Origin of the sequence: Glutamicibacter sp. 2E12, from assembly GCF_050030965.1 — a bacterium.
Taxonomy (GTDB): Bacteria; Actinomycetota; Actinomycetes; order Actinomycetales; family Micrococcaceae; genus Glutamicibacter.
The window spans coordinates 2,876,141-2,896,078 of record NZ_CP188297.1; the positions used below are offsets into that span (position 1 = coordinate 2,876,141).

Annotated in this window: 18 protein-coding genes; 13 read left to right on the top strand and 5 right to left on the bottom strand. The window is 62.4% G+C overall.

From position 1 onward, the window contains the following. Window positions 1-69: 69 nt before the first annotated feature. The 6 genes from ACP3TE_RS13500 (at window position 70) to ACP3TE_RS13525 (ending at window position 9,179) form a co-directional block, all read left to right on the top strand. Entirely contained in the window at window positions 70-1,221 is a 1,152-nt protein-coding gene (locus ACP3TE_RS13500) for a GuaB3 family IMP dehydrogenase-related protein (RefSeq protein ID WP_133833652.1), read from the top strand. A gap of 174 nt (window positions 1,222-1,395) precedes the next feature. Further along, a complete protein-coding gene (locus tag ACP3TE_RS13505; RefSeq protein ID WP_426733886.1) occupies window positions 1,396-2,205 on the top strand; it encodes an SURF1 family cytochrome oxidase biogenesis protein in 810 nt (269 codons plus the stop codon). 50 nt (window positions 2,206-2,255) lie between these two features. Then, window positions 2,256-2,720, top strand: a complete 465-nt coding sequence (locus ACP3TE_RS13510; protein WP_105657600.1) for a DUF3817 domain-containing protein — start codon at window positions 2,256-2,258, stop codon at window positions 2,718-2,720. Between the two features lie 146 nt (window positions 2,721-2,866). Beyond that, complete coding sequence (gene guaA / locus ACP3TE_RS13515; protein ID WP_105657599.1) at window positions 2,867-4,453, top strand: glutamine-hydrolyzing GMP synthase; 1,587 nt, start codon at window positions 2,867-2,869, stop codon at window positions 4,451-4,453. Window positions 4,454-4,638: 185 nt separating this feature from the next. Continuing rightward, on the top strand, window positions 4,639-8,862 hold the full coding sequence (locus ACP3TE_RS13520) for a DUF4011 domain-containing protein (RefSeq protein ID WP_332489168.1): 4,224 nt from the start codon (window positions 4,639-4,641) through the stop codon (window positions 8,860-8,862). Further along, complete coding sequence (locus ACP3TE_RS13525) at window positions 8,862-9,179, top strand: hypothetical protein (protein ID WP_332728456.1); 318 nt, start codon at window positions 8,862-8,864, stop codon at window positions 9,177-9,179. The genes ACP3TE_RS13520 and ACP3TE_RS13525 overlap by 1 nt, the downstream gene beginning before the upstream one ends. Window positions 9,180-9,183: 4 nt before the next feature. Here the strand turns inward: ACP3TE_RS13525 and ACP3TE_RS13530 are convergent, their stop codons facing one another. Continuing rightward, a complete protein-coding gene (locus ACP3TE_RS13530; RefSeq protein WP_105657596.1) occupies window positions 9,184-9,894 on the bottom strand; it encodes an RcpC/CpaB family pilus assembly protein in 711 nt (236 codons plus the stop codon). Between the two features lie 61 nt (window positions 9,895-9,955). Then, a complete protein-coding gene (locus ACP3TE_RS13535) occupies window positions 9,956-10,570 on the bottom strand; it encodes a 5-formyltetrahydrofolate cyclo-ligase (RefSeq protein ID WP_105657595.1) in 615 nt (204 codons plus the stop codon). A gap of 85 nt (window positions 10,571-10,655) precedes the next feature. On the opposite strand from ACP3TE_RS13535, the gene ACP3TE_RS13540 reads away from it, so the two are divergent. Next, on the top strand, window positions 10,656-11,276 hold the full coding sequence (locus ACP3TE_RS13540; RefSeq protein WP_105657594.1) for a GNAT family N-acetyltransferase: 621 nt from the start codon (window positions 10,656-10,658) through the stop codon (window positions 11,274-11,276). A 180-nt stretch (window positions 11,277-11,456) separates the two neighbouring features. Further along, window positions 11,457-12,290, top strand: coding sequence for a hypothetical protein (locus ACP3TE_RS13545; RefSeq protein ID WP_426733893.1), 834 nt, complete (start codon window positions 11,457-11,459; stop codon window positions 12,288-12,290). Window positions 12,291-12,358: 68 nt separating this feature from the next. Here the strand turns inward: ACP3TE_RS13545 and ACP3TE_RS13550 are convergent, their stop codons facing one another. Continuing rightward, the gene (locus ACP3TE_RS13550) at window positions 12,359-12,865 is read right to left on the bottom strand and encodes an Lrp/AsnC family transcriptional regulator (RefSeq protein WP_105657592.1); all 507 of its coding nucleotides are present in this window, start codon (window positions 12,863-12,865) and stop codon (window positions 12,359-12,361) included. A gap of 112 nt (window positions 12,866-12,977) precedes the next feature. Between ACP3TE_RS13550 and ACP3TE_RS13555 the strand changes: the two genes are divergently transcribed. The 4 genes from ACP3TE_RS13555 (at window position 12,978) to ACP3TE_RS13570 (ending at window position 16,888) form a co-directional block, all read left to right on the top strand. Further along, window positions 12,978-13,448: an NUDIX hydrolase gene (locus ACP3TE_RS13555; RefSeq protein ID WP_402470595.1), complete on the top strand. Its 471-nt coding sequence runs from the start codon at window positions 12,978-12,980 to the stop codon at window positions 13,446-13,448. A gap of 40 nt (window positions 13,449-13,488) precedes the next feature. Beyond that, window positions 13,489-14,394: a glycine betaine ABC transporter substrate-binding protein gene (locus tag ACP3TE_RS13560; protein WP_426733897.1), complete on the top strand. Its 906-nt coding sequence runs from the start codon at window positions 13,489-13,491 to the stop codon at window positions 14,392-14,394. 92 nt (window positions 14,395-14,486) lie between these two features. Beyond that, window positions 14,487-15,707, top strand: a complete 1,221-nt coding sequence (locus tag ACP3TE_RS13565) for a pyridoxal phosphate-dependent aminotransferase (RefSeq protein WP_105657589.1) — start codon at window positions 14,487-14,489, stop codon at window positions 15,705-15,707. A 317-nt stretch (window positions 15,708-16,024) separates the two neighbouring features. Further along, a complete protein-coding gene (locus tag ACP3TE_RS13570) occupies window positions 16,025-16,888 on the top strand; it encodes a PPK2 family polyphosphate kinase (RefSeq protein ID WP_105657588.1) in 864 nt (287 codons plus the stop codon). 17 nt (window positions 16,889-16,905) lie between these two features. On the opposite strand, the gene ACP3TE_RS13575 is transcribed toward ACP3TE_RS13570, so the two are convergent. Next, window positions 16,906-17,136, bottom strand: coding sequence for an exodeoxyribonuclease VII small subunit (locus ACP3TE_RS13575; RefSeq protein WP_402695926.1), 231 nt, complete (start codon window positions 17,134-17,136; stop codon window positions 16,906-16,908). A gap of 28 nt (window positions 17,137-17,164) precedes the next feature. Further along, a complete protein-coding gene (xseA, locus tag ACP3TE_RS13580; RefSeq protein WP_105657586.1) occupies window positions 17,165-18,427 on the bottom strand; it encodes an exodeoxyribonuclease VII large subunit in 1,263 nt (420 codons plus the stop codon). Window positions 18,428-18,703: 276 nt separating this feature from the next. On the opposite strand from xseA, the gene ACP3TE_RS13585 reads away from it, so the two are divergent. Further along, window positions 18,704-19,897, top strand: a complete 1,194-nt coding sequence (locus tag ACP3TE_RS13585) for an SH3 domain-containing protein (RefSeq protein ID WP_166650720.1) — start codon at window positions 18,704-18,706, stop codon at window positions 19,895-19,897. Window positions 19,898-19,938 lie beyond the last annotated feature (41 nt).

Below are 19,938 nucleotides of genomic sequence, written 5' to 3' on the forward strand. Positions count from 1 at the left end.
AGAAACATCGCCTAAAGCCAATGCGCTATCAAAAGCGGGATTATCCGGGAATCTTGATAACCTAGTTAGGTGAGTAACGAGATTGAGATCGGCCGCGGCAAGCGGGCAACTAAGGCATATTCCCTGGACGACGTAGCGATCGTACCGAATCGCCGTACCCGTGATCCGAAGGACGTATCGGTGTCCTGGCAGATCGACGCCTTCCAGTTCGACACCCCTATCCTGGGCGCACCAATGGATTCGGTGACCTCCCCGTCTACCGCAATCGCCTTGGGCAAGCTCGGCGGCCTAGGCGTGCTGAACCTCGAGGGCCTGTGGACCCGCTACGAGGACCCGGAAGCAGTGCTGGCCGAAATTGCCGGCCTGAAGTCCGAGGCGGCAACCCGCAACGACCCGAAGACCACCGCAAAGCTGCAGGAACTGTACTCGGCTCCCATCCAGCCTGAGCTGATCACCTCGCGCATCTCCGAGATCCGCGACTCCGGAGTTGTCGTTGCCGGCTCGCTGACCCCGCAGCGCACCCAGGAGCACTACAAGACCGTTGTCGCTGCCGGCGTGGACATCTTCGTCATCCGCGGCACCACTGTTTCGGCCGAGCACGTCTCGAAGACCACCGAACCGCTGAACCTCAAGCAGTTCATCTACGAACTCGATGTCCCAGTGATCGTGGGCGGCGCAGCCGGATACACCCCGGCCATGCACCTGATGCGCACCGGTGCAGCCGGCGTGCTCGTTGGCTTCGGTGGCGGCGCATCCTCCACCACCCGCCGCACTCTGGGTATCCACGCGCCGATGGCTACCGCCATTGCCGACGTTGCAGCCGCACGCCGCGACTACATCGAAGAGTCCGGCGGACGCTATGTCCACGTCATCGCCGATGGCGGCATGGGGAACTCCGGCGACATCGTCAAGGCCATCGCCATGGGCGCCGACGCAGTGATGCTCGGTACCGCACTGGCCCGCGCCGATGAAGCACCAGGCGCCGGCTACCACTGGGGCATGGAAGCAGTTCACGAGGCCAGCCCACGTGGCGACCGCGCCAAGGTCGGCACCGTCGGCTCGCTGGAGAAGGTCCTGCACGGCCCATCGCACGAGACCAACGGCACCTCGAACCTGGTTGGCGCACTGCGCCGCTCGATGGCCACCACCGGCTACTCGACCCTCAAGGAATTCCAGCGCGTCGACGTCGTGCTGTCCCCGTACGAATCCGATCGCTTCTAGCGGATCCTGATCTGGCCCTGCTCTTCTTTCGAAGGGTGGGGCCAGTGTCGTTTAAGCGCTTGGTCTCAACGAATGAATAAGCAAGTTGGTTCCACCAGCGGAAAATAAGGCAACAGGGCTAATCTCACGCCATCGCATTTCGAGTTCTACGCCAAATAGAAGTACCGTTAGAGTGTGCTTAAAACCGCTCTGAAGCCCAAATGGATCGGCGCCCTCTTTGCCGCGCTAGCTCTCGCCACCGGATTCGTTCTCTTGTCCGGATGGCAGTTCGGCGCCTCCGAAACCGAGCCGCCGGTCAAGATCGACAAGACCGAGAAGCCGGTCGCGCTGATCGAGCATCAGGAAGTCGGCAAGGAACTGCTGGGCATCAAGGCAGACCAGATCGTCACCATGGAGGGCGAATTCGTCCCCGGCACCGATCAGCTGATTGCGCCTCGGCTTAATGGCGATCAGCGCGGTGTCTGGGTCATCACCCAATTCAAGGTCGAGGGCGCGGCCCAGGACGCCGGTATTGCGGTGGTACGCGGCTGGCAGCCTGAAGCAACCAAGCCAGCTCCGGCACCTGAAGGCGAACTGGAGATCACCGGGCGCCTGCTGCCTAGCGAAGGCCCGGAATTCCGCGAAGACCTGCGCAGCGCAACGCTGCCAACTCTCGCCTCGGCACAGCTGGCGAACATCTGGGATTCGGTCCTCTTTGAAGGATTCGTCACGGCCCACGAAATCACCACTGCCAAGGGCGAGACCGTAGCGCAGCCGGGCCTGGAAATTGTCGACGTCGGTCCGCAGCCCCAGGAAGCGCAGATCAACTGGCTGAACGTTTTCTACGGCTTGGAATGGGTCCTCTTCGCAGGGTTCGCCATCTTCCTCTGGTACCGCATGGTGCGCGATGATTACCAGCGGGATCTTGACGAGATTGCTGAGCTCGCTGCCGAAAAACATATCAAGGGCGGCAACGCCACCCAAGCTGGAAACAGCAACGAATAGCATTTCACGCACACCGCACTTCTTACCGAAATCGGAAGGAATCACTAACGATGTCCAGCACCACCCCGGCACCGAAGCCGCGGAAATTCGGCGGCACCCCTAAGCAGATCCGTGCAGCCGCAACCTTCTACAAGGTCTTCGCCTACATCACCGGCGTGATGCTGCTGCTGCTCGTGCTGGAAATGATTTTCAAGTACTTCTGGTCCCTGGAACTCTTCGTGGGTGGCACCTTGGTAGATGGCACCTCCAACGCCGTCGGCATGTACAACCGCGCCGAGGTGGCCGGGGGACTGAACCTCTCGCTGGGCATCCTGATCGCCCACGGCTGGCTATACGTGGTGTACCTCTTTGCCGACTTCCGCCTGTGGACCTTGATGCGCTGGCCATTCATGCGCTTCATTACGATCGCGCTCGGCGGCGTCGTTCCGTTCCTTTCCTTCTGGACCGAAGCCAAGGTGCACGCAGAAGTAGACCGCGAGCTGGCCGCGCATCCAAAGGCCGCCAAGCGCTACTGACACGTGGCCGCATTCATTGCCAAAGGGCAGATCCGTTCATCGAAAATGAACAGATCTGCCCTTTGCCTTTGCCAAAAATCCACTAGGTGACGCTGATGACATCACCTTGGCTGTTTCGCGCGCAGTGAACCGCGTAGACTGTAACGGTGACTACTGCTCCCCTCAATCCAGAACATAAGCCGGTTCTGGTCGTCGACTACGGGGCCCAATACGCGCAGCTTATCGCTCGCCGCGTACGTGAGGCCCGTGTGTACTCGGAGATCGTTCCGCACACCCTGTCCACCGAAGCCATCCTGGCCAAGAACCCTGCAGCGATCATCCTCTCCGGTGGTCCTTCCAGCGTTTACGCCGATGGCGCCCCTTCCGTCGGGGCTGACCTGTTTGAAGCCGGCGTGCCGGTCTTGGGCATCTGCTACGGCTTCCAGGCCATGGCTAACGCCTTGGGCGGTACCGTGGCCGAAACCGGCCTGCGCGAGTACGGCCGCACCGCAACCAACTTTGAGGGCGATGCCCGCTCCATCCTGGCAGGCGCCGCTCAGGCCCCTACCGTCTGGATGAGCCACGGCGACTCCGTCTCCAAGGCCCCAGAAGGCTTCGAAGTGCTGGCCACCACCGCTGGTGCTCCGGTTGCCGCTTTCGCAAATGAAGCAAAGCGACTGTACGGCGTGCAGTGGCACCCAGAGGTGAAGCACTGCGAGTTCGGCCAGGATGTCCTGGAGAATTTCCTGTACAACGGTGCTGGCCTGAAGGGCGACTGGACCGCTGACAACATCGCTGACGAGCAGATCGAGCGCATCCGCGCCCAGGTCGGCACCGGCAAGGCCATCTGCGGCCTGTCCGGCGGCGTGGACTCCGCTGTTGCAGCTGCCCTGGTGCAGCGCGCTATTGGCGACCAGCTCACCTGCGTGTTCGTCAACCACGGCCTGCTGCGCGAAGGCGAAGCCGAGCAGGTTGAGAAGGACTTCGTAGCTTCCACCGGCGCCAAGCTGTACATTGCCGACGAGCGCGAGCGCTTCCTGACTGCTTTGGACGGTGTCACCGACCCGGAGACCAAGCGCAAGATCATTGGCCGCGAATTCATTCGCGCCTTCGAAGCAGCGGAAGCGGCGATCATCGCCGAGGCCGCTTCCGAGGGCGAGCCAGTGAAGTTCCTGGTCCAGGGCACCTTGTACCCGGACATCGTCGAATCCGGCGGTGGCGAAGGCACCTCGAACATCAAGAGCCACCACAACGTGGGCGGCTTGCCAGAGGACCTGGACTTCGAGCTGGTTGAACCACTGCGCACCCTGTTCAAGGACGAGGTCCGTGCAGTGGGCCGCGAGCTCGGCTTGCCTGAGGAAATCGTTGGCCGCCAGCCATTCCCTGGCCCAGGCCTGGGCATCCGCATCATCGGTGCCGTCAACGAAGAGCGCCTGTCCATCCTGCGCAAGGCTGACGCGATCGCTCGCGCCGAGCTGACTGCTGCAGGACTGGATGACGAAGTTTGGCAGATGCCAGTAGTGCTGCTCGCTGACGTACGCTCGGTAGGCGTACAGGGCGATCACCGCACCTACGGCCACCCAATCGTGCTGCGTCCGGTTTCCTCCGAGGATGCCATGACCGCTGACTGGTCGCACCTGCCATACGATCTGCTCTCGAAGATCTCCAACCGCATCACCAACGAGGTAGATGGGGTGAACCGCGTGGTGCTGGACGTTACTTCCAAGCCACCTGGAACCATCGAGTGGGAGTAAATCCCCAAGACTGCTAATTCACTGCGCTTTGGCGGGTGAATGGGAAGCGGATCCGGTACGCCGGTTCCGCTTCCCGCAGTTAAAACGTGTTTCGCGCACCGGTTCTGCACGGTGCGTGCACTACGTTAGAAAGAGGCGTATCTGCACCTGTGGTGCGCCCGAATGTGGTCGGTTCAGTGAAGGGAATGACTGTCGTGACTAGTGGACAGAATGCTGCCGCCGAGCGTGTAGCTGCCTGGGTGAAATCCCTGGGACAGAGTGCCGGGGCGGATACCACCCTGCGATTTGCTCCGTCGACCTCCAATAGCATCGACATAACCCATGCCAATCCATCGGGATTGGCCCAGTTCCTTGCCGGACGGCGTACCCGCCTGTCCACGCTGCTGCACGATGCGGACCAGTACGCTACCGCGCGCCGCACTGCCCGTGCGCTCTCGGCCAAGATCAATGAACTGTGGGAAGAACGCGGCATCGACGTCGGCTACCTGGCCGCCGGTGTCGCCAACTGGCGCGCGGTCCACGATGGCAAGAGCGAGCCTGTCTCGGCTCCCATCATGCTCGGCCGCATCACACTGACCAAGCACGTTGATGCTGACGACTACGACCTGCAGCTGGTCGGCCGCGCCACCGTATCCCCGGCCTTCGTGCGCCAATTCGAAGCCGACCACAACGCCAAGGTCGATGTCGCCGCGGTGGACGCCGAAGCGTACTCCATCGCCCGTTTCGACCCGGTCCGCGGAATGGATGCCCTGCGCCACCAGATGTCCGAGGTTCCCGGCGTAGTGGTGGGCCACCGCCTGCTGCTCTCCACCTTCTCCGAGCTGATGGACCCAGCTGACCCGGCCAAGCTCAATGGGTCCCACCCGGTCATCGAGGCGCTAATTCGTCACGACTCCGCGGAAAAGCAGGCTGGGAACAGCCAAAGCAGCAAGACCTCCGAAGCGCTGGCCAACCTGGTCGCTTCCAAGCCGGGCGCTTCCAAAACCGAGGGCTCAAAGCCTGAAGAAGCCAAGGACGAGTCTGCCGCTGAAAAGAAGCAGGACGAAGAGCAGCCTGAAGCGCAGGCCGCCGATGCCAAGGGCCATGAAGCTGCCGGCTCCCGCCTGAGCCGCGTGAAGAACATTCTCAAGGAAACCGCGCGCTCGCGTAAGCAGAGCCTTGCCTCCGAAGGATCTTCTGCCCGCAAGGTCCACACCGGAACCACCACCATTGCCAAGTCTTCTGATGACCGTGATCCGGAAGATGAACTGTTCTTGCTGGACGCGGATGAGTCCCAGTCCAAGATGCTTGACTACATCGCTGCCGGTGAATCGGTGGCCATCAACGCCGCTGCCGGTACCGGTGCTACCCAGACCGCGCTGAACGCAGCCGCGCTGCTGGCCGCCCAGGGCAAGCGAGTACTGGTGGTTGCGGAACAGCGTTCTGCCGCCGAAGAATTCGTGACCCGCTTCAACGAGCACCTGGATGCAGGCAGCATGCTGCTGGAACCCAACGAGGATCCAGAAGCGCTGCGCGCGATGATGACCAAGGCAATTCTGCGCAACGAACGCGCTGCCGAGCCGCAGCTGGGCTCCATGTTCAAGCGCCTGCGCGAATCCCGCCACGCACTGCACGAGCACGTGAAGTCGCTGCACTCGGTGCGCAGCCGTTGGGGTTGCTCGCCATACCAGGCAATGCAGGAACTGGCACGTCTCTCCGCACTGGAACCAGCGCCATCCACCACCGTGCGCCTGAAGCGTTCGGTGCTGGATTCCATGGGCCAGCGCGGACATGTTGCCGCACAGCTCAAGCGCGCAGCGCAGCTTGGCGCCTTCTCCAAGATGCACACCACCAGCCCATGGCATGGTGCACCGCTGCGCAACACCGAAGCCACCGAAAAGGCCTTGAACCTGGCCAGCGGGCTGGGCCGCGACCTGCCCATCCTGCATGAGCACATGCTGCAGATCGCCGAGCGTTCGCAGATCCGCCTGGAAGAAAGCTACGACAAGTGGGGAGACCAGCTGCAGTTGCTGGTCGCCGTCCGCGGATCGCTGGACAAGTTCGAGGCCGACATCTTCGAGGGCGACATCGATGATTTGATCGCCGCTACCGCAACCAGCGCATGGCGCCGCGAGCACGGCGTGGAGATGGGCTCCATTGTCCGTTCCCGGCTGCGCAAGATTGCCAAGGAATACGTCCGCCCGGGCATGCACGTAGCTGACCTGCAGTCCGCTCTGCAGGCGGTGGCGGTCCAGCGCGATGCCTGGCGAGCCATTGCCACCAGCCAGCGCAACCCGCAGGTCCCAGGCGGCCTGCTGGATGTTGAAGCCGGATACCACGACGCCGGTGCCCGCATCGACAAGCTGGCCGAAATGCTGCCGTCCTCCCTGGGCTCGCGCCTGCGCGAAATGCCCATCAAGGAGCTGCTCTCGGTGATTGCAGCGCTGGTCGAGCGCCGCGAGGACCTGGGCGAGCTGCCCGAGCGCACGTTGATCTCCGAGCAGCTGGCTGAAGCCGGGCTGGGCGACCTGCTCGATGACTTCGCCGAACGCGAGATCGACGCCGACCAGGTAGACAGCGAATTGGAGCTTGCCTGGTGGCAGTCCGTGCTGGATGCCATGATCTCCGGTGACGACTTCCTGGCCATGAATGACGGCTCCAAGCTGGAGAAGATCGAGGCTGACTACCGACTGGCTGACGGCGCGCACATCGCTGCCGGCCCGCAGCGCATCCGCTGGGCGCTGACTCGCAACTGGAAGGCAGCGCTGGCTGACCACCGAGCCGGTTCCCGCGCGCTGCGCGAGATGCTCAAGGGCGGAACCCCGAGCATTGCCGGGCTGCTGGATCTTGGAGCACCGCTGGCCAATTCGCTGACCCCGGTCATCGTCTCGGCTCCGCTGCTGCTGGGCAGCGCCCTGCCGGAGGACACGAAGTTCGATGCGGTCATCCTGCTGGAAGCCAACTACCTCACCCTGCGTGAAGTCCTGGATGCGATCCGCCGCTCCGGCCAGGTCATTGCCATTGGCGATGAAATGCTGGGCGGTCCGAAGCGCTTCGAGGTCTCCGTAGACCCGACCGCACGAGTTCGCGAGCAGAGCGTGGACCGTTCCGCGCTGGAAGCCCTGAACAAGGTCCTGGTGACCGGTTCGCTGTCCACCGTGTACCGCGGCATTGACGAAGGCCTGGTGGAACAGCTGTCCGCCACCTACTACGATTCGGCGCTCTCGCGCCTGCCAATGGCGGTGAACCTCACCGGCGACTCCTCGCTGCTGCGCGGCGAATACGTGCCAGATGCCACCGGCTCACTGTCCAGCAGCGAAGACGGTGTGCAGACCACCGCAGCAGAAGTGGCGCGCGTGGTGGATCTGGTCTTCGGCCACTTCAAGAACCACGGGGGCGAATCGCTGGCAGTCATTGCCTCGAACCGCAGCCATGCCTCGGCCATCGCCGAAGCGATCCGTGTCCAGCTGCCAAACCACAAGTACGCGATGGAGCACCTGCGCTCCAAGCGCGAACCATTCGTGGTGACCACCATGGACCGGCTGATCGGCCTGCGCCGGGACTCGGTCATCTTCGCCTGGGGCTACGGACGTACTCCGCACGGCAAGACCCTGCACGAATTCGGTGCACTGTCCCGCGAGGGCGGCGAACAGCTGTTCGTCGCCGCCATGACCCGATCGCGGACCCGCATGACCTTGGTGTCCAGCCTGTTGCCCGAAGACGTGGACCTGAACCGCGTCTACCGTGGTGCCCGACAGTTCTTCGAACTGTTCGGACGCGTGCAGGCAGGGGATTCCGGAGTCAGCTCGATGCGCAATCCGCGCTTCGATCCATTGGTCTCCGATCTGGCCCGCCGCCTGCGCGAAAGCGGTGCCATCGTTTCCGAGGACTACCGCGGTGTGCTGGACCTGTCGGCTCACGCCTACGACTCTGCGCACAGCGGCATCCGCCCATTGGCTGTGGTCTACGACGGCACCGAGCACTATGCCGGACTGACCGTGCGTGAACGCAGCCGACTGCGCCCGGAATTCTTCGAGAAGCACGGCTGGCGCTATGTTCCGCTGTGGACCATTGACGTCTTCACCGATCCGGGTGCTGTCACCGATCGCTTGGCCCATGCACTGGGGTTGAAAAAGCCTGCGGCCCCAGCCCAGGCTTCGACCCGTACCGGTGTGGCCGCCGCTCGGCCGGTGTCTGCCCGTGAAGTCACTACCGAGGCGGAAACGCCGAAGGAAAAGTCCAATCTGCTCAAGTCCGCCAAGGCGCGACTGGAACCAAAGGCCGAGACCAAGCAGGAAGCGCCAGCTGCTGAAAGCGGTGCCAAAGCTGAAGCTGGCGACGCACCTGCAAAGGACAGCGCGGATAAGCCGCTGACTCCAGCCCCTGTTCCGGCTACCAGCAAGAACGAGGATCCGGAGCCAAAGAAGTAATGACTTCTGAGCAAGAACCAACGCGCGGCCGCCGCAAGCGGCCGCGCGTTGTCGCACCCCCGCAGCATCTGACTGCTCGCGTTGAACTCACCGGCAGCTACGCGCCAGTGCCGCATTCAGACTCCGTGAACCGGGCACTAGCCGGCCACCAGCCCGCCGAGACTTCTGCTGCGGCGATGGCGTCCCGCGCCAAACAGCCGGCCGCCGATCCGCTGTCCGAGTTGCTGGCCAAAGACCAGGACCCGAGAAACTGGGGCGACGCCAAGGAAGACCTGGCTGAAATGATGAAGCGCGAGAAGCCGCCGCACTGGGGCTGATCTCCTAATTCACCAAGACGGCTGAAACCTTGCCGCGCGATACTGCCCCGGCCAGATCATCCGAGAGGCTGCTGGCAGCCGCGACCACCACAATTCCTTCACCGGTCGGAGCCGCGCCGCTGAGCATGCCGAATTCGGAGCTGCTGGCATTATCCGGAACCCAGAGCACCGGCACCGCCTTGGCGATGGTCTGCGAGCTGATGTCCTTTTCAAAGCCATCTCCGGTGGTCAATACGATATCCACCAGTTGCCCTGGATGGAGCAGCGTCACGGTGGCAGGATCGCTCAAGCGCAAGGGAACGGCCACGGTGCCTTCCGGCGAACCGGTCAAAAGTTGTGGCCCCACCAAGGAATAGTTGCGCAGCACCGTTCCGGCAGTCAGTGCCACGGCTGCCCGTTGCCCCGAGATAGCATCGATGCTTTCAAAGACTTCGGCATCTTCCGGGGCAAGCCGCACCGTTTGCACCGTCAGCTGGTTGGCGGATATGCGGGACCCGGCAGGAATGTCGCTCAGCGCCACCACGACCTCGCGCTGCGCTAATTGCCCGGAGGAAAACACATTGAGCACGCCCGCCAAGGCCAGCAGCGCGCAGGCGATGGCCAAAGGCTTCCGGTAGCGGCGCAACAACTCATTGCGGTTGCGCACGGGACGGATCTTCGGCTTGGGAATCACCGGGGGCCGGGAGGCAGCATGCGGTCTGGAGAAGAAGCTCATAACCCCATGCAACCTTCAGGTCCAGCGGCACACTGCGAGCTGCCCGCGAGCTGTGTGTAAATCAGATGATCTGATGCACCTGCTGCGGAGTGAACACCAAGTCCACGGGTTGGTCATGCTCATCGATCTGGAAGGAACCGGCCGGAACATACTCGTGCTCATAAACCACGGCCGCCACACGGACCGGCGCATCGTCGATCAAGGGCAGGAAGCGATCGTAGTAGCCACCGCCTTGGCCTAAACGCAGCCCGTTCGAATCGATGGACAGCGCAGGCATGATCAGCGTATTGATCTCGTCAAAGAGCTCTGTGCCCATCCGCTTGCCCACCGGCTCCATCACCGGGGCCAAGGTACTTGGCTGGAATTCCATGCCGGGGGAGTACTCAACCCACGAGAGCGCGTACTCCGGTTCGCACACCGGCAGGTAGACTTCAATGCCTTCCTTGGCCAAAGCATCCAAGAGCGCCTCGGTGGACGGTTCATCCGGACCCGAGCAATAGGCCGCGACCTTCTGGACGACACCGGTGCTCTGGCTCAGATAGCCAATCACCGTGTGCGCCAGATCCAGTCCGAACTGCTCACGCTTGCTCGGATCAAGTGCCCTGCGCCAAGTGCGCACAGCGGCACGCGCGGCCTTCTTGCCGGCGCCAGAATTCAGATCAGCGGTGGGATTCATGCCTACAGCTTACGTGCAAGAAACGAAACGCTGCCTGCTAGCGCTGTTGCCAGCTGCAAGCATGACGAAGTAATACGATGTGCACATGTTCTTCTCTCGTCGAGCAAAGCGCCTGGTTCCGGATCTGGCCTCGGAACGGCTGTTGTTGCGCCAACTGACTGCCAGTGACGAAGCCGAGTGGATCAATCTGCGCTACGCCAATTCCAAATGGCTCAAGCCATGGGATCCCACCAGTCCCTTGGGCCCGCCAGAAGCCATGACTTTTCGCGAGATGCTCAGGGCCAAGGATGAATCAGCAGTTGACGGCAGCGGATTCACCTGGGCCTTGGCTCTTCCCCAGCTGCACAAGGGGCGCCCGCCATTAATCGGGCAGGTTTCCGTGGCGTCGGTGCAATATGGTGCCGCGCGCACAGCGTCCATCGGCTACTGGCTGGATCGCAACCATGCCGGCTTCGGCCTGATGCCCGAAGCCTGCGCCTTGGTCATAGACCATTGCTTCGAGCAACTGCAGCTGCACCGCCTGGAAATCAACATCCGTCCGGAGAATTCGGCCAGCCTGCGGGTGGTGGACAAGCTCGGGTTCCGCGATGAAGGGCTGCGCAAAGGCTATCTGCACATCGATGGGCAGTGGCGGGATCACCGCACCTTTGCGTTGACCCGTGAAGAGGTGGAAACGACGCTGCTCGAACGCATCTACGAATACTGAGGCGGATTTCGTGCTATTTCGTTCAATCGAGCTCTGATATGAGAGAACTGGATTGAAAACATGCAGACACGCCAAGGGATGTGCATGAGCGCGCACCCAAGGTTGCATAGTGTTGATTCGGAGGAACCATATTTAGTTCCACGAGGATTTGACCGACTCAATCGGTGATGGAGGACCCACATGGCTGGCACGTCACAGAGCGCTTCGCAGGAAAGTGCTGCGACCAAACTCAAGATTCGTGTGCGCTATGGCCGGTTGTCCGTCGCGCTCGTCGGTGCCTTGGCTGTCCTCGCGACCGTCTTCGGTCTCATCCTGGCTCCTTTCACTGCTCTGACCTTCGGCACCGTAGGCCTGTTCGCGCTGATTGCTGTAGCATCCTTCGCCACCCTGCGCGGGCTGGCTGTCCGCGACCGCAACCGCAAGCTGCTCGAGCACCTCGAAGCCACCCGGCAGCAGGCGCTGCGGACTCCCGCTTTTGACGACGCGGCTAACCAGGTCATCTCGCGCAAGCATGAGGATAACGAGGTCTTCGACGCTCGCCCGGGTTCGTCCCGCCGCGCTCCAGCGATTACCGCTGAAGAGCTGCGCGCCGAAGCGCTGCGAGTGGCCCACGGCTATGGCGGCGTAAAGCAGCCAGGGACCTGGGAACCAACGCACGTGCCCAAGCCAACGTACGTGGAAGCCAGCGAGCGCATCGCCAAGACCGCGGAGTTGGCAGCTGAACAGGGTGCCAAGCGGACCCACAAGGCAGCACTGCCGGTGGAAGAACCGCTGCGTCCGAGCAAGCAGATCAGCCTGAAGGCATCGGAAGATGCAAAGCGCCTGGCCACCGAAGTTTCGGCTGAAGAGCGCGCAGCGGTCGCTTCGGTAGTTGCCAAGCGTACCGAGAGCGCACCAGCTGCCAAGGAAACCGTTGCAGCGCCATCTGCCGCACCGGAAGCCGCACCCGTGGCTGGCGCAGGTACCAAGCCTCGCCTGAACCTGGACGCGGTCATGCAGCGCCGCCGCGCATAAGCATTCCAAGCACAAAGACTTGTGGCCCGGACCTCGCGAGGTCCGGGCCACAAGTCGCTTAAGCGCTGCTAGCTGATCATGTCATCGAATGGCAGCGGGCCGCGGTTGCCGCGGTGGTGCGCGAAGACCAAGGTGGTTTCGGTATGGCCCACCGACTCGTCGGTGGCGAGGTTGTCCAGCACCCAGTCACGCAGTGCATCGGTGGAACCGACCGCGATATGCAGCAGGTAATCGGTGCCGCCGGAAACATGGAACATGGACAGCACCTCGGGCAGCTGCGGGATGCGTGCCACGAAAGCGTCGATCTTCTCGCGGTCGTGGGCGCGCAGCTTGACCGAGATCAGTGCCTGCACGGTACGGCCTACAGCGCCCAGCGATACTTCCGCGTGGTAGCCGGTGAGGATGCCGCGCTCGACCAGCGAACGGGTGCGCAGCAGTGCGGTGGATGGAGCGATGCCCGCACGCTGTGCGAGCGTCGCATTGGAGATACGTGCATTAGCGACCAATTCGTCGATGATGATTCGATCGATTTCGTCCAGATCGACGTTTGATGAAAGCTCTGATTGCTGGGCCATAAGAATATTTCATCATATTCGCGAGATATCAGTGGGATCTTTGGCAGAAAAATCGGCGTATGCCGTCCGCGTACGAGTAAATAATCGGTGAACAAACGGATATATTGGGGATATGACACGTCGTTCTGAGCACACCGGTGAATCCTTTGATACCAGGCTGGCGGCCTATTGCTTGGTGGAACATGAAGGAAAGGTACTGCTTACGCTCTGGGATATGCGTCATCGCGATCCACGCTTCACCCCGCGCTGGTCCCTTCCCGGCGGCGGCATCGACTTGGGGGAGCCTATCGAAGAAGGCGCGCGCCGTGAAGTCTATGAAGAGACCGGCTACGCGGTGGGCGAGCTGGCGCTCCTGGATGTCAGCACGGGAGTTATTCCCGGTTCCAAGCGCTACTCGGGCGAAGGCCATGCCATGCAAACGGTGGCGGTCACCTATCGGGCCAAACTGACCGGTGGAGAACTGCGCCATGAAGTCAACGGTTCTACCAGCCAGGCCGCCTGGTTTACCCGCGAGGAGATCGCCAAGCTGAACTGCATTGAACGCGTTGAGAGCATCTTGCGACTGACCGCACCCGGCAAGTAGCGGCGGATCGCCGCTGGCCTGCCCTAGAATCAATAGGGACATGAACTTGCGAAATACCATCACCGTTGGCGCACTCAGCGCAACCCTGCTGCTAACCCTGTCTGCTTGCACCGAAGAGGCAACGCCGACGGCCGAGCCAAGCAAGGCCATCACCTTGCAGATTGCTGCCGGTTCCCAGCCTGCAGACCAGGCCTTGGCCCATGTCTATGCCAATGCGCTGAAAGCCGAAGGCTACAAGGTGTCGCTGAACAAGCCCAGTGCTGATCCTTACCAGCAGGTGGTCGACGGGAAAGCCGATTTGGCGGTGGACCAAGCGGCCAAGGCGCTGCCCCTGGTTGCTGACCCGGCGGCCATCACTGGTGAAGATCAATTGCTGAGCGTCGAAGAATCCAAGAACCTGCGCAGCGCCATCAATGACGCTGAGGGGCAGCTTTCTGCCTTGGAACTCAGCCCAGCTGATGCGGGAAAGGTCTTGGTCATGAGCCAGGCCCAGGCAACCTTGCACAAGGTCGATTCGGTGGAAACCCTGATTGCGGCTTGCACAGATCTGACGATCATTAGCGATGAAGCCAACGCCGCATCCTTGAAGGCATCATTGGAGGACGCTGGCTGCGAGAAGCCGAAGGTCGTGGCTGAGGAGCCGGCGAAACTGGCCAGCAAGCTGCGTGCCTCGGTGGACAGCGCGGTGGCGCTCGGGTCGGGAGATGCAGTCATCTCCGATGAAGGCTTCTACAGCATTCCGGGAAGCGCCGCCTTCTTCAACGCCGAACAGTACATGGTGCTGGCCAACGGCGACGTGAATGACAAGGCCCGGGCAGAACTGGACAAGATCACCGGCGAATTCTCGCAGCAGTCCCTCGTGGACCTGAACCGGATGGTCAGCCAGGCCGACGGACTGAGCCCAGAGCAAGCGGCCACCCGTTGGGAATGGATCATCGAAGAGTAGGCCCCAGCCAGCTCTCCCAGGATTTCGACCGCTGACCATAGCGGTCGAGTAACAAGGTGTGTCGATCGCACCTGACGTGAGAAAGTGTAACCATGGCAGAATTCAAACAATCAACGAAACTGCACAACGTCCTCTACGACATCCGCGGCCCGCTGCTTGAGCACGCCACGCGCATGGAGTCCGAAGGACATCGCATCCTGAAGCTGAACATCGGCAATCCCGCGCCGTTCGGCTTCGAGGCGCCCGACGCGGTGCTCGTTGACATGATTCGCAACCTGCCTAACGCCCAAGGATACTCCGACTCCCGCGGCATTCTCTCGGCACGTACCGCCGTCTCGCAGTACTACCAGACCCGTGGCATCCAGACCATTGGCGTGGATGACGTCTACCTGGGCAACGGTGTCTCCGAGCTGATTACCCTCTCGTTGAATGCGCTGCTGAATAACGGCGACGAGATCCTGATTCCCGCCCCTGACTACCCGCTGTGGACCGCTTCGGTTTCGCTGGCTGGCGGCACCCCGGTGCATTACATGAATACCGAGGAAGAGGGCTGGCTTCCTGATCTTCAGGACATGGAAGCGAAGATCACCGATCGCACCAAGGGCATCGTGATCATCAACCCCAATAACCCGACCGGTGCGGTGTACCCCAAGGAAACCCTGGAGGGAATCCTCGAGCTGGCGCGCAAGCACAACCTGATTGTGTTCTCGGACGAGATCTACGAAAAGATCCTCTACGAAGACGCCGTGCATATCAACACCGCTTCGTTGGCAGATGACGTGCTGATACTGACCTTCTCCGGCCTGTCCAAGGCCTACCGCGTGTGCGGCTTCCGTGCTGGGTGGATGGCCATTTCCGGTCCCAAGCACCAGGCCGGCGACTACATCGAGGGCATCAACCTGCTGACCAACATGCGCCTGTGCGCCAATGTGCCGGCGCAGCACGCAATCCAGACCGCCTTGGGCGGGTACCAGTCGATCAATGACTTGATCCTGCCTGGCGGACGGCTGCTTGAACAGCGCGATGCGGCCTACAACCTGCTCAGCGCGATTCCTGGCGTGAGCGTCCAGAAGGCCAAGGGCGCGCTCTACATGTTCCCGAAGCTGGATCCCGAGGTCTACCCGATCCACAACGATGAGACCTTCGCCCTTGAGCTGCTCAAGGCGCAGAAGATCCTGATCTCCCAGGGCACTGCCTTCAACTGGATCCGTCCGGACCACTTCCGTTTGGTCACCTTGCCCAACGTGCGCGACCTGACTGATGCGGTTGGACGCATCGGACAGTTCCTGGAGGACTGGCGCGCTCGCGCATAGGCTGCCCGGATGCGGAACCGGCCCAGAATCACCCACGTGATTCTGGGCCGGTTGTGCGTTAACGCGGCCACCGGGGAATGCGGTCCCGGGAACTTCAGGGGTATCGCCTGCCAGCGACTGCGACCGGAGAATTTGGTGTCCTGAGGATTTGGCGTATCGGCCCGTTGCCGGCGCTTTCGCGAGGCTTAGCGATCCTGTGCATCGAGCCGTGATGGGTGCTTCGCCGTTGACGAATACCGCTTCTCACGGCGCCTGCAGTGGCAGTAGGCTGGCAACAACGAATCGCATCACTTCGACACACGCGTGAGGACTTAATGATGAGCGCCTATCCTGCCAACCTGTTAGAAGCGCTACGTGCAGAACCGGGCGTGAAGCTTTCAGAGCGCGCAACCAAGGATGCTGATTGGTGGCCCGGGGACGCCCCGCAGGATAAGAAGGCCGCCGAGAAGCGCATGGTGCAGCTGGCTGAACTGCTCTCGGATCTGCAAGAGAGGCTCTTCGCCGCCTCGGTAGCTGGCGGACAAGGCCCAGCAGTCCTGCTCATTTTGCAGGGAATGGATACGTCCGGCAAGGGAGGGACTGTTCGCCACGTCCTTGGCATGCTGGATCCGCAGGGCGTCAAGCACCATGCCTTCAAGGCGCCAACCGAGGAAGAAGCAGCCCATGACTTCCTCTGGCGCATCACCAGGCAATTGCCCGCCGGGGGACTAGTGGGAGTCTTTGACCGTTCCCACTATGAAGACGTTCTGGTGGCCAAAGTGAAGGGCTTCGCCACCCCGGATGCGGTCGAGTCCCGCTACGGGAAAATAGTCGACTTCGAGAAGCAGCTGATCGAGCAGGGCATCCACCCGATCAAGGTGATGCTGCATATCAGCCGAGAAGAACAATTCGAGCGCCTCTCGGCACGCCTGGAACGTGCCGACAAGCATTGGAAGTATTCGCCGGGCGATGTCGATGATCGCCTGCTGTGGGATGACTTCCAGTCCGCCTACGAGGTGGCGATTAACCGCACCGATAACCAGGGCGCACCATGGCATATCGTTCCCGCTGACCAGAAGTGGAAGGCCCGCTTGTGCGTCGCTGAGCTGCTGCTGGCTACCCTGGAGCGTGTCGCTCCGGACTGGCCCGTTGCCACCTTCGATGTGGAGCAGGAGAAGGCCCGGCTGGCGGCCGCGAAGTAGGTCCGGGTGAGGACAGGCTATTCGCCGGCGGCCTGCTCGTGCTTGGCGCGAGCCTGCTCCAGACGCTGAGAGACACCGTTGAGCCAGTTCTCGCAGTGGGCTGCCAGTGCTTCGCCACGCTCCCACAATGCCAGCGAGGCTTCCAGCGCAACTCCGCCGGTCTCGAGCTGGTTGACCACGGTCAGCAGTTCTTCGCGAGCCTGCTCGTAGGAAAGCTTGGCAATGTCTTCAGGGATTTGTGCAGTCATGATTACTCCAAATTGGTATTCGTGGTGATTAGCTTGCGTTGTCGCCGGCAGGGAGGGATTCAAGGGTTCGTGCAACCAGCTGCCCGGAAGCCACCCGGATGAGCACCTTGCTGTCTGCTGGCGCCTGGGCTGCCTCGCGCACGATGCTTCCGTCCTCCAGCTGGGTGACCGAATAACCGCGGTCCAGGGTCTGCTGCGGGGACAGGGCACGCATCTGGTTCTTCAGATGGTTGATCTCGTCGTTGGCGCGCATCACGCGGTGGCGCAGCAGATCCGTCGAGCGCTGCTTCCAGCGCTCCAGGTCTTCGGCACGGGAGGTGACCATCACCTGCGGGTTGGCCAGCACCGGGCGTTCGCGCACCGAGGCCAGCAGCTGGGCTTCGCGCTGGAGAAGATTGTTGATGGAACGGTCCAAGCGATTGCGGGCGATTTCCAAGCCGGCGAATTCTTCTTGCAGATCCGGGACAATGCGCTTGGCTGCATCGGTGGGGGTCGACGCGCGAAGATCGGCCACATCGTCCAGGATCGGGCGGTCCGCTTCGTGGCCGATGGCCGAAACCACCGGCGTCTGGGCGGCGAAGACCGCACGCACCAGATCCTCATTGGAGAAGGGCAAGAGGTCTTCCAGGGCCCCGCCGCCACGGGCGATGACGATGACATCGATGTCCGGGTCCGCATCCAGCTGCTGCAGGGCTGCGATGACCTGGTTGGCGGCATCCATTCCCTGCACGGCGGTATTGATGACCTTGAACTGCACCGATGGCCAGCGCAGGCTGGCATTGCGCAGCACGTCCTTCTCCGCATCCGAATCACGCCCGGTAATCAGGCCGATGCGGTGGGGAAGAACCGGCAGCGGGCGCTTGTGCTCAGGGGAGAAGAGGCCTTCTGCTCCCAGCGCCTGGCGCAATCGTTCCAGGCGCACCAGCAGCTCGCCCAAGCCAACTGGGCGCAGGTCCGTGGCATTCAAGGAAAGCCGGCCGGTCTTGGCGTAGAAGCTCGGTTTCACCTGGGCCACCACGCGGGAGCCCACCTGCGGGGTGGCATCCAGCTTGCGCATCGTCGAGGCCCAAATGGTCACCGAGAAAGAGAAGTCCGCATCGACATCGCGCAGGGTGAGGTAGGCGTGGCCGTTGCGCACATTGGCTTCCAGCAACTGGCCTTCAACCCAAACCACCGGAGAGTTCTCGATATGGATTTTCAGCTTCTCCGAGAGCAGCCGCAGCGGCCAAGGATTGTCCGCGGTGGTCTGCCCGGCGGTCGCCGGCAAACTGGCGGGGGCTTGGGGATCCATCGGTGCCGCTCCTTGGAAAGTCGAATCTCTGGTGCATCTGTGAGACTACCGCATGGCACCGACGGCTGGCCGGATCCCCGGGGGCTGGGGCTAGGCCGCGGCAGGTGGAGCGCAGGTATCGCAATGGGCGATTTTCATACCCGATTGGCCCCGCAAGACCCGGGGAAACGGGGTTTTCCAACGATTGGGACAAGCCTGCCTGCGGGCATTGCGAGGGGCAATGTGCGGGTGGACACTATTGAGCATTGGGGAAGCACTCGAGAAGGATGCAGGGCCATGCGTGGGGCATTGGGGAATAAGAATATTGCGCGTTCGGGGTGGACTTGGGTGGCAGCGCTCAGCTTGCTGGCCGGTTCCATTCCGCTCTCCGCCGCGGCCTCGATGCCCGCGCTGGCGGCTGCGGCAGTGCCGGCCGCAACGGTGCACGTTGCCAGTGCCATATCCATCGACTTGCCGGTCCGGGTGCGCACCACGGCGGATCTGAATATGCGCACCGGCGCCTCGACCAGTTACCGGATCCTGGTGCAGATACCCACGGGGACCTCGGTTCCGGTATCCGGGCGTGCCTCCAACGGCTGGTACAAGGTCAGCTACAACGGGTACACCGGGTACGTCAGCGGCTACTACGTGGTCGCCGCTTCGGTGCGCACGCTCGATGACCTGAATCTGCGCACCGGCACATCCACCAGCTACCGGGTCCTGCTGAGCATCCCGAAAGGGAAGACGGTGCCCGCCTACGCCCGCGCCTCCAACGGATGGTACAAGGCCAGTTACGGAGGGTACACCGGCTGGGTCAGCGGCAGCTACGTGACCACCTATCCGAAGCCGCCCTCCGCACCGCAGTCCACCGGTCCCAACCGGACATCGAGGGTGGTGCTCACCTTCGATGACTGCCCGCGCACGCTGAGCGCCTTCACCTCGGTGATGGATTACGCCGCCAGCAGCAACATCGGCCTGGTGATCGCTCCCACCGGCGATTGCCTCGGCTCGTTCAAGTCGCGCTACGGCGTGGACCTGGCCGCGCTGGCCCGGGCCAAGGGCCAATGGGTGATCAACCATTCGATCAGCCACCCGGATCTGCGCCCGCTGTCCTGCCAGCAGGCCGGTGCGCAACTGGGCGGCTCCGGAGTGCACACGAATTTCGGGCGCCCGCCTTTCGGAGCCATCGACGCTTCGGTGCGTTGCGGCTACGACAGCCGCGGGATGGCCATCTGGACCTGGTCCCGCGACACCCGCGACTGGGACGTGAAATCCAAGTCGATCACCATCTCGCGGGCCTCGGCCGCGGTGCCCGGGGACACCGTGCTGATGCACATGCAGTGGTATGGCTTCTCGCCCGATGCGCTGCGCCAGATCAAGGCGAACCTCGGCGCCCGCTCGGTGGGCGTGTGCCGGGCCTACCGCGGGTCCGATGGCACCGGCGCGGTGGTGCGCACCCCGGTGCTGCTGCCCAGTTCGCTGCCCTGCTGAACCGGCATGCACCCTTCGGAGGCAGATCTCACAGTCCCCGG

What these genes read in the sequence shown, in the direction of transcription:
- ACP3TE_RS13510 (WP_105657600.1), top strand. Translation starts at nt 2,256, where the DNA reads ATGTCCAGCACCACCCCGGCACCGAAGCCGCGGAAATTCGGCGGCACC.
- ACP3TE_RS13520 (WP_332489168.1), top strand. Translation starts at nt 4,639, where the DNA reads ATGACTGTCGTGACTAGTGGACAGAATGCTGCCGCCGAGCGTGTAGCT.
- ACP3TE_RS13525 (WP_332728456.1), top strand. Translation starts at nt 8,862, where the DNA reads ATGACTTCTGAGCAAGAACCAACGCGCGGCCGCCGCAAGCGGCCGCGC.
- ACP3TE_RS13530 (WP_105657596.1), bottom strand. Translation starts at nt 9,894, where the DNA reads ATGAGCTTCTTCTCCAGACCGCATGCTGCCTCCCGGCCCCCGGTGATT.
- ACP3TE_RS13535 (WP_105657595.1), bottom strand. Translation starts at nt 10,570, where the DNA reads ATGAATCCCACCGCTGATCTGAATTCTGGCGCCGGCAAGAAGGCCGCG.
- ACP3TE_RS13540 (WP_105657594.1), top strand. Translation starts at nt 10,656, where the DNA reads ATGTTCTTCTCTCGTCGAGCAAAGCGCCTGGTTCCGGATCTGGCCTCG.
- ACP3TE_RS13545 (WP_426733893.1), top strand. Translation starts at nt 11,457, where the DNA reads ATGGCTGGCACGTCACAGAGCGCTTCGCAGGAAAGTGCTGCGACCAAA.
- ACP3TE_RS13550 (WP_105657592.1), bottom strand. Translation starts at nt 12,865, where the DNA reads ATGGCCCAGCAATCAGAGCTTTCATCAAACGTCGATCTGGACGAAATC.
- ACP3TE_RS13555 (WP_402470595.1), top strand. Translation starts at nt 12,978, where the DNA reads ATGACACGTCGTTCTGAGCACACCGGTGAATCCTTTGATACCAGGCTG.
- ACP3TE_RS13560 (WP_426733897.1), top strand. Translation starts at nt 13,489, where the DNA reads ATGAACTTGCGAAATACCATCACCGTTGGCGCACTCAGCGCAACCCTG.
- ACP3TE_RS13565 (WP_105657589.1), top strand. Translation starts at nt 14,487, where the DNA reads ATGGCAGAATTCAAACAATCAACGAAACTGCACAACGTCCTCTACGAC.
- ACP3TE_RS13570 (WP_105657588.1), top strand. Translation starts at nt 16,025, where the DNA reads ATGAGCGCCTATCCTGCCAACCTGTTAGAAGCGCTACGTGCAGAACCG.
- ACP3TE_RS13575 (WP_402695926.1), bottom strand. Translation starts at nt 17,136, where the DNA reads ATGACTGCACAAATCCCTGAAGACATTGCCAAGCTTTCCTACGAGCAG.
- xseA (WP_105657586.1), bottom strand. Translation starts at nt 18,427, where the DNA reads ATGGATCCCCAAGCCCCCGCCAGTTTGCCGGCGACCGCCGGGCAGACC.
- ACP3TE_RS13585 (WP_166650720.1), top strand. Translation starts at nt 18,704, where the DNA reads ATGCGTGGGGCATTGGGGAATAAGAATATTGCGCGTTCGGGGTGGACT.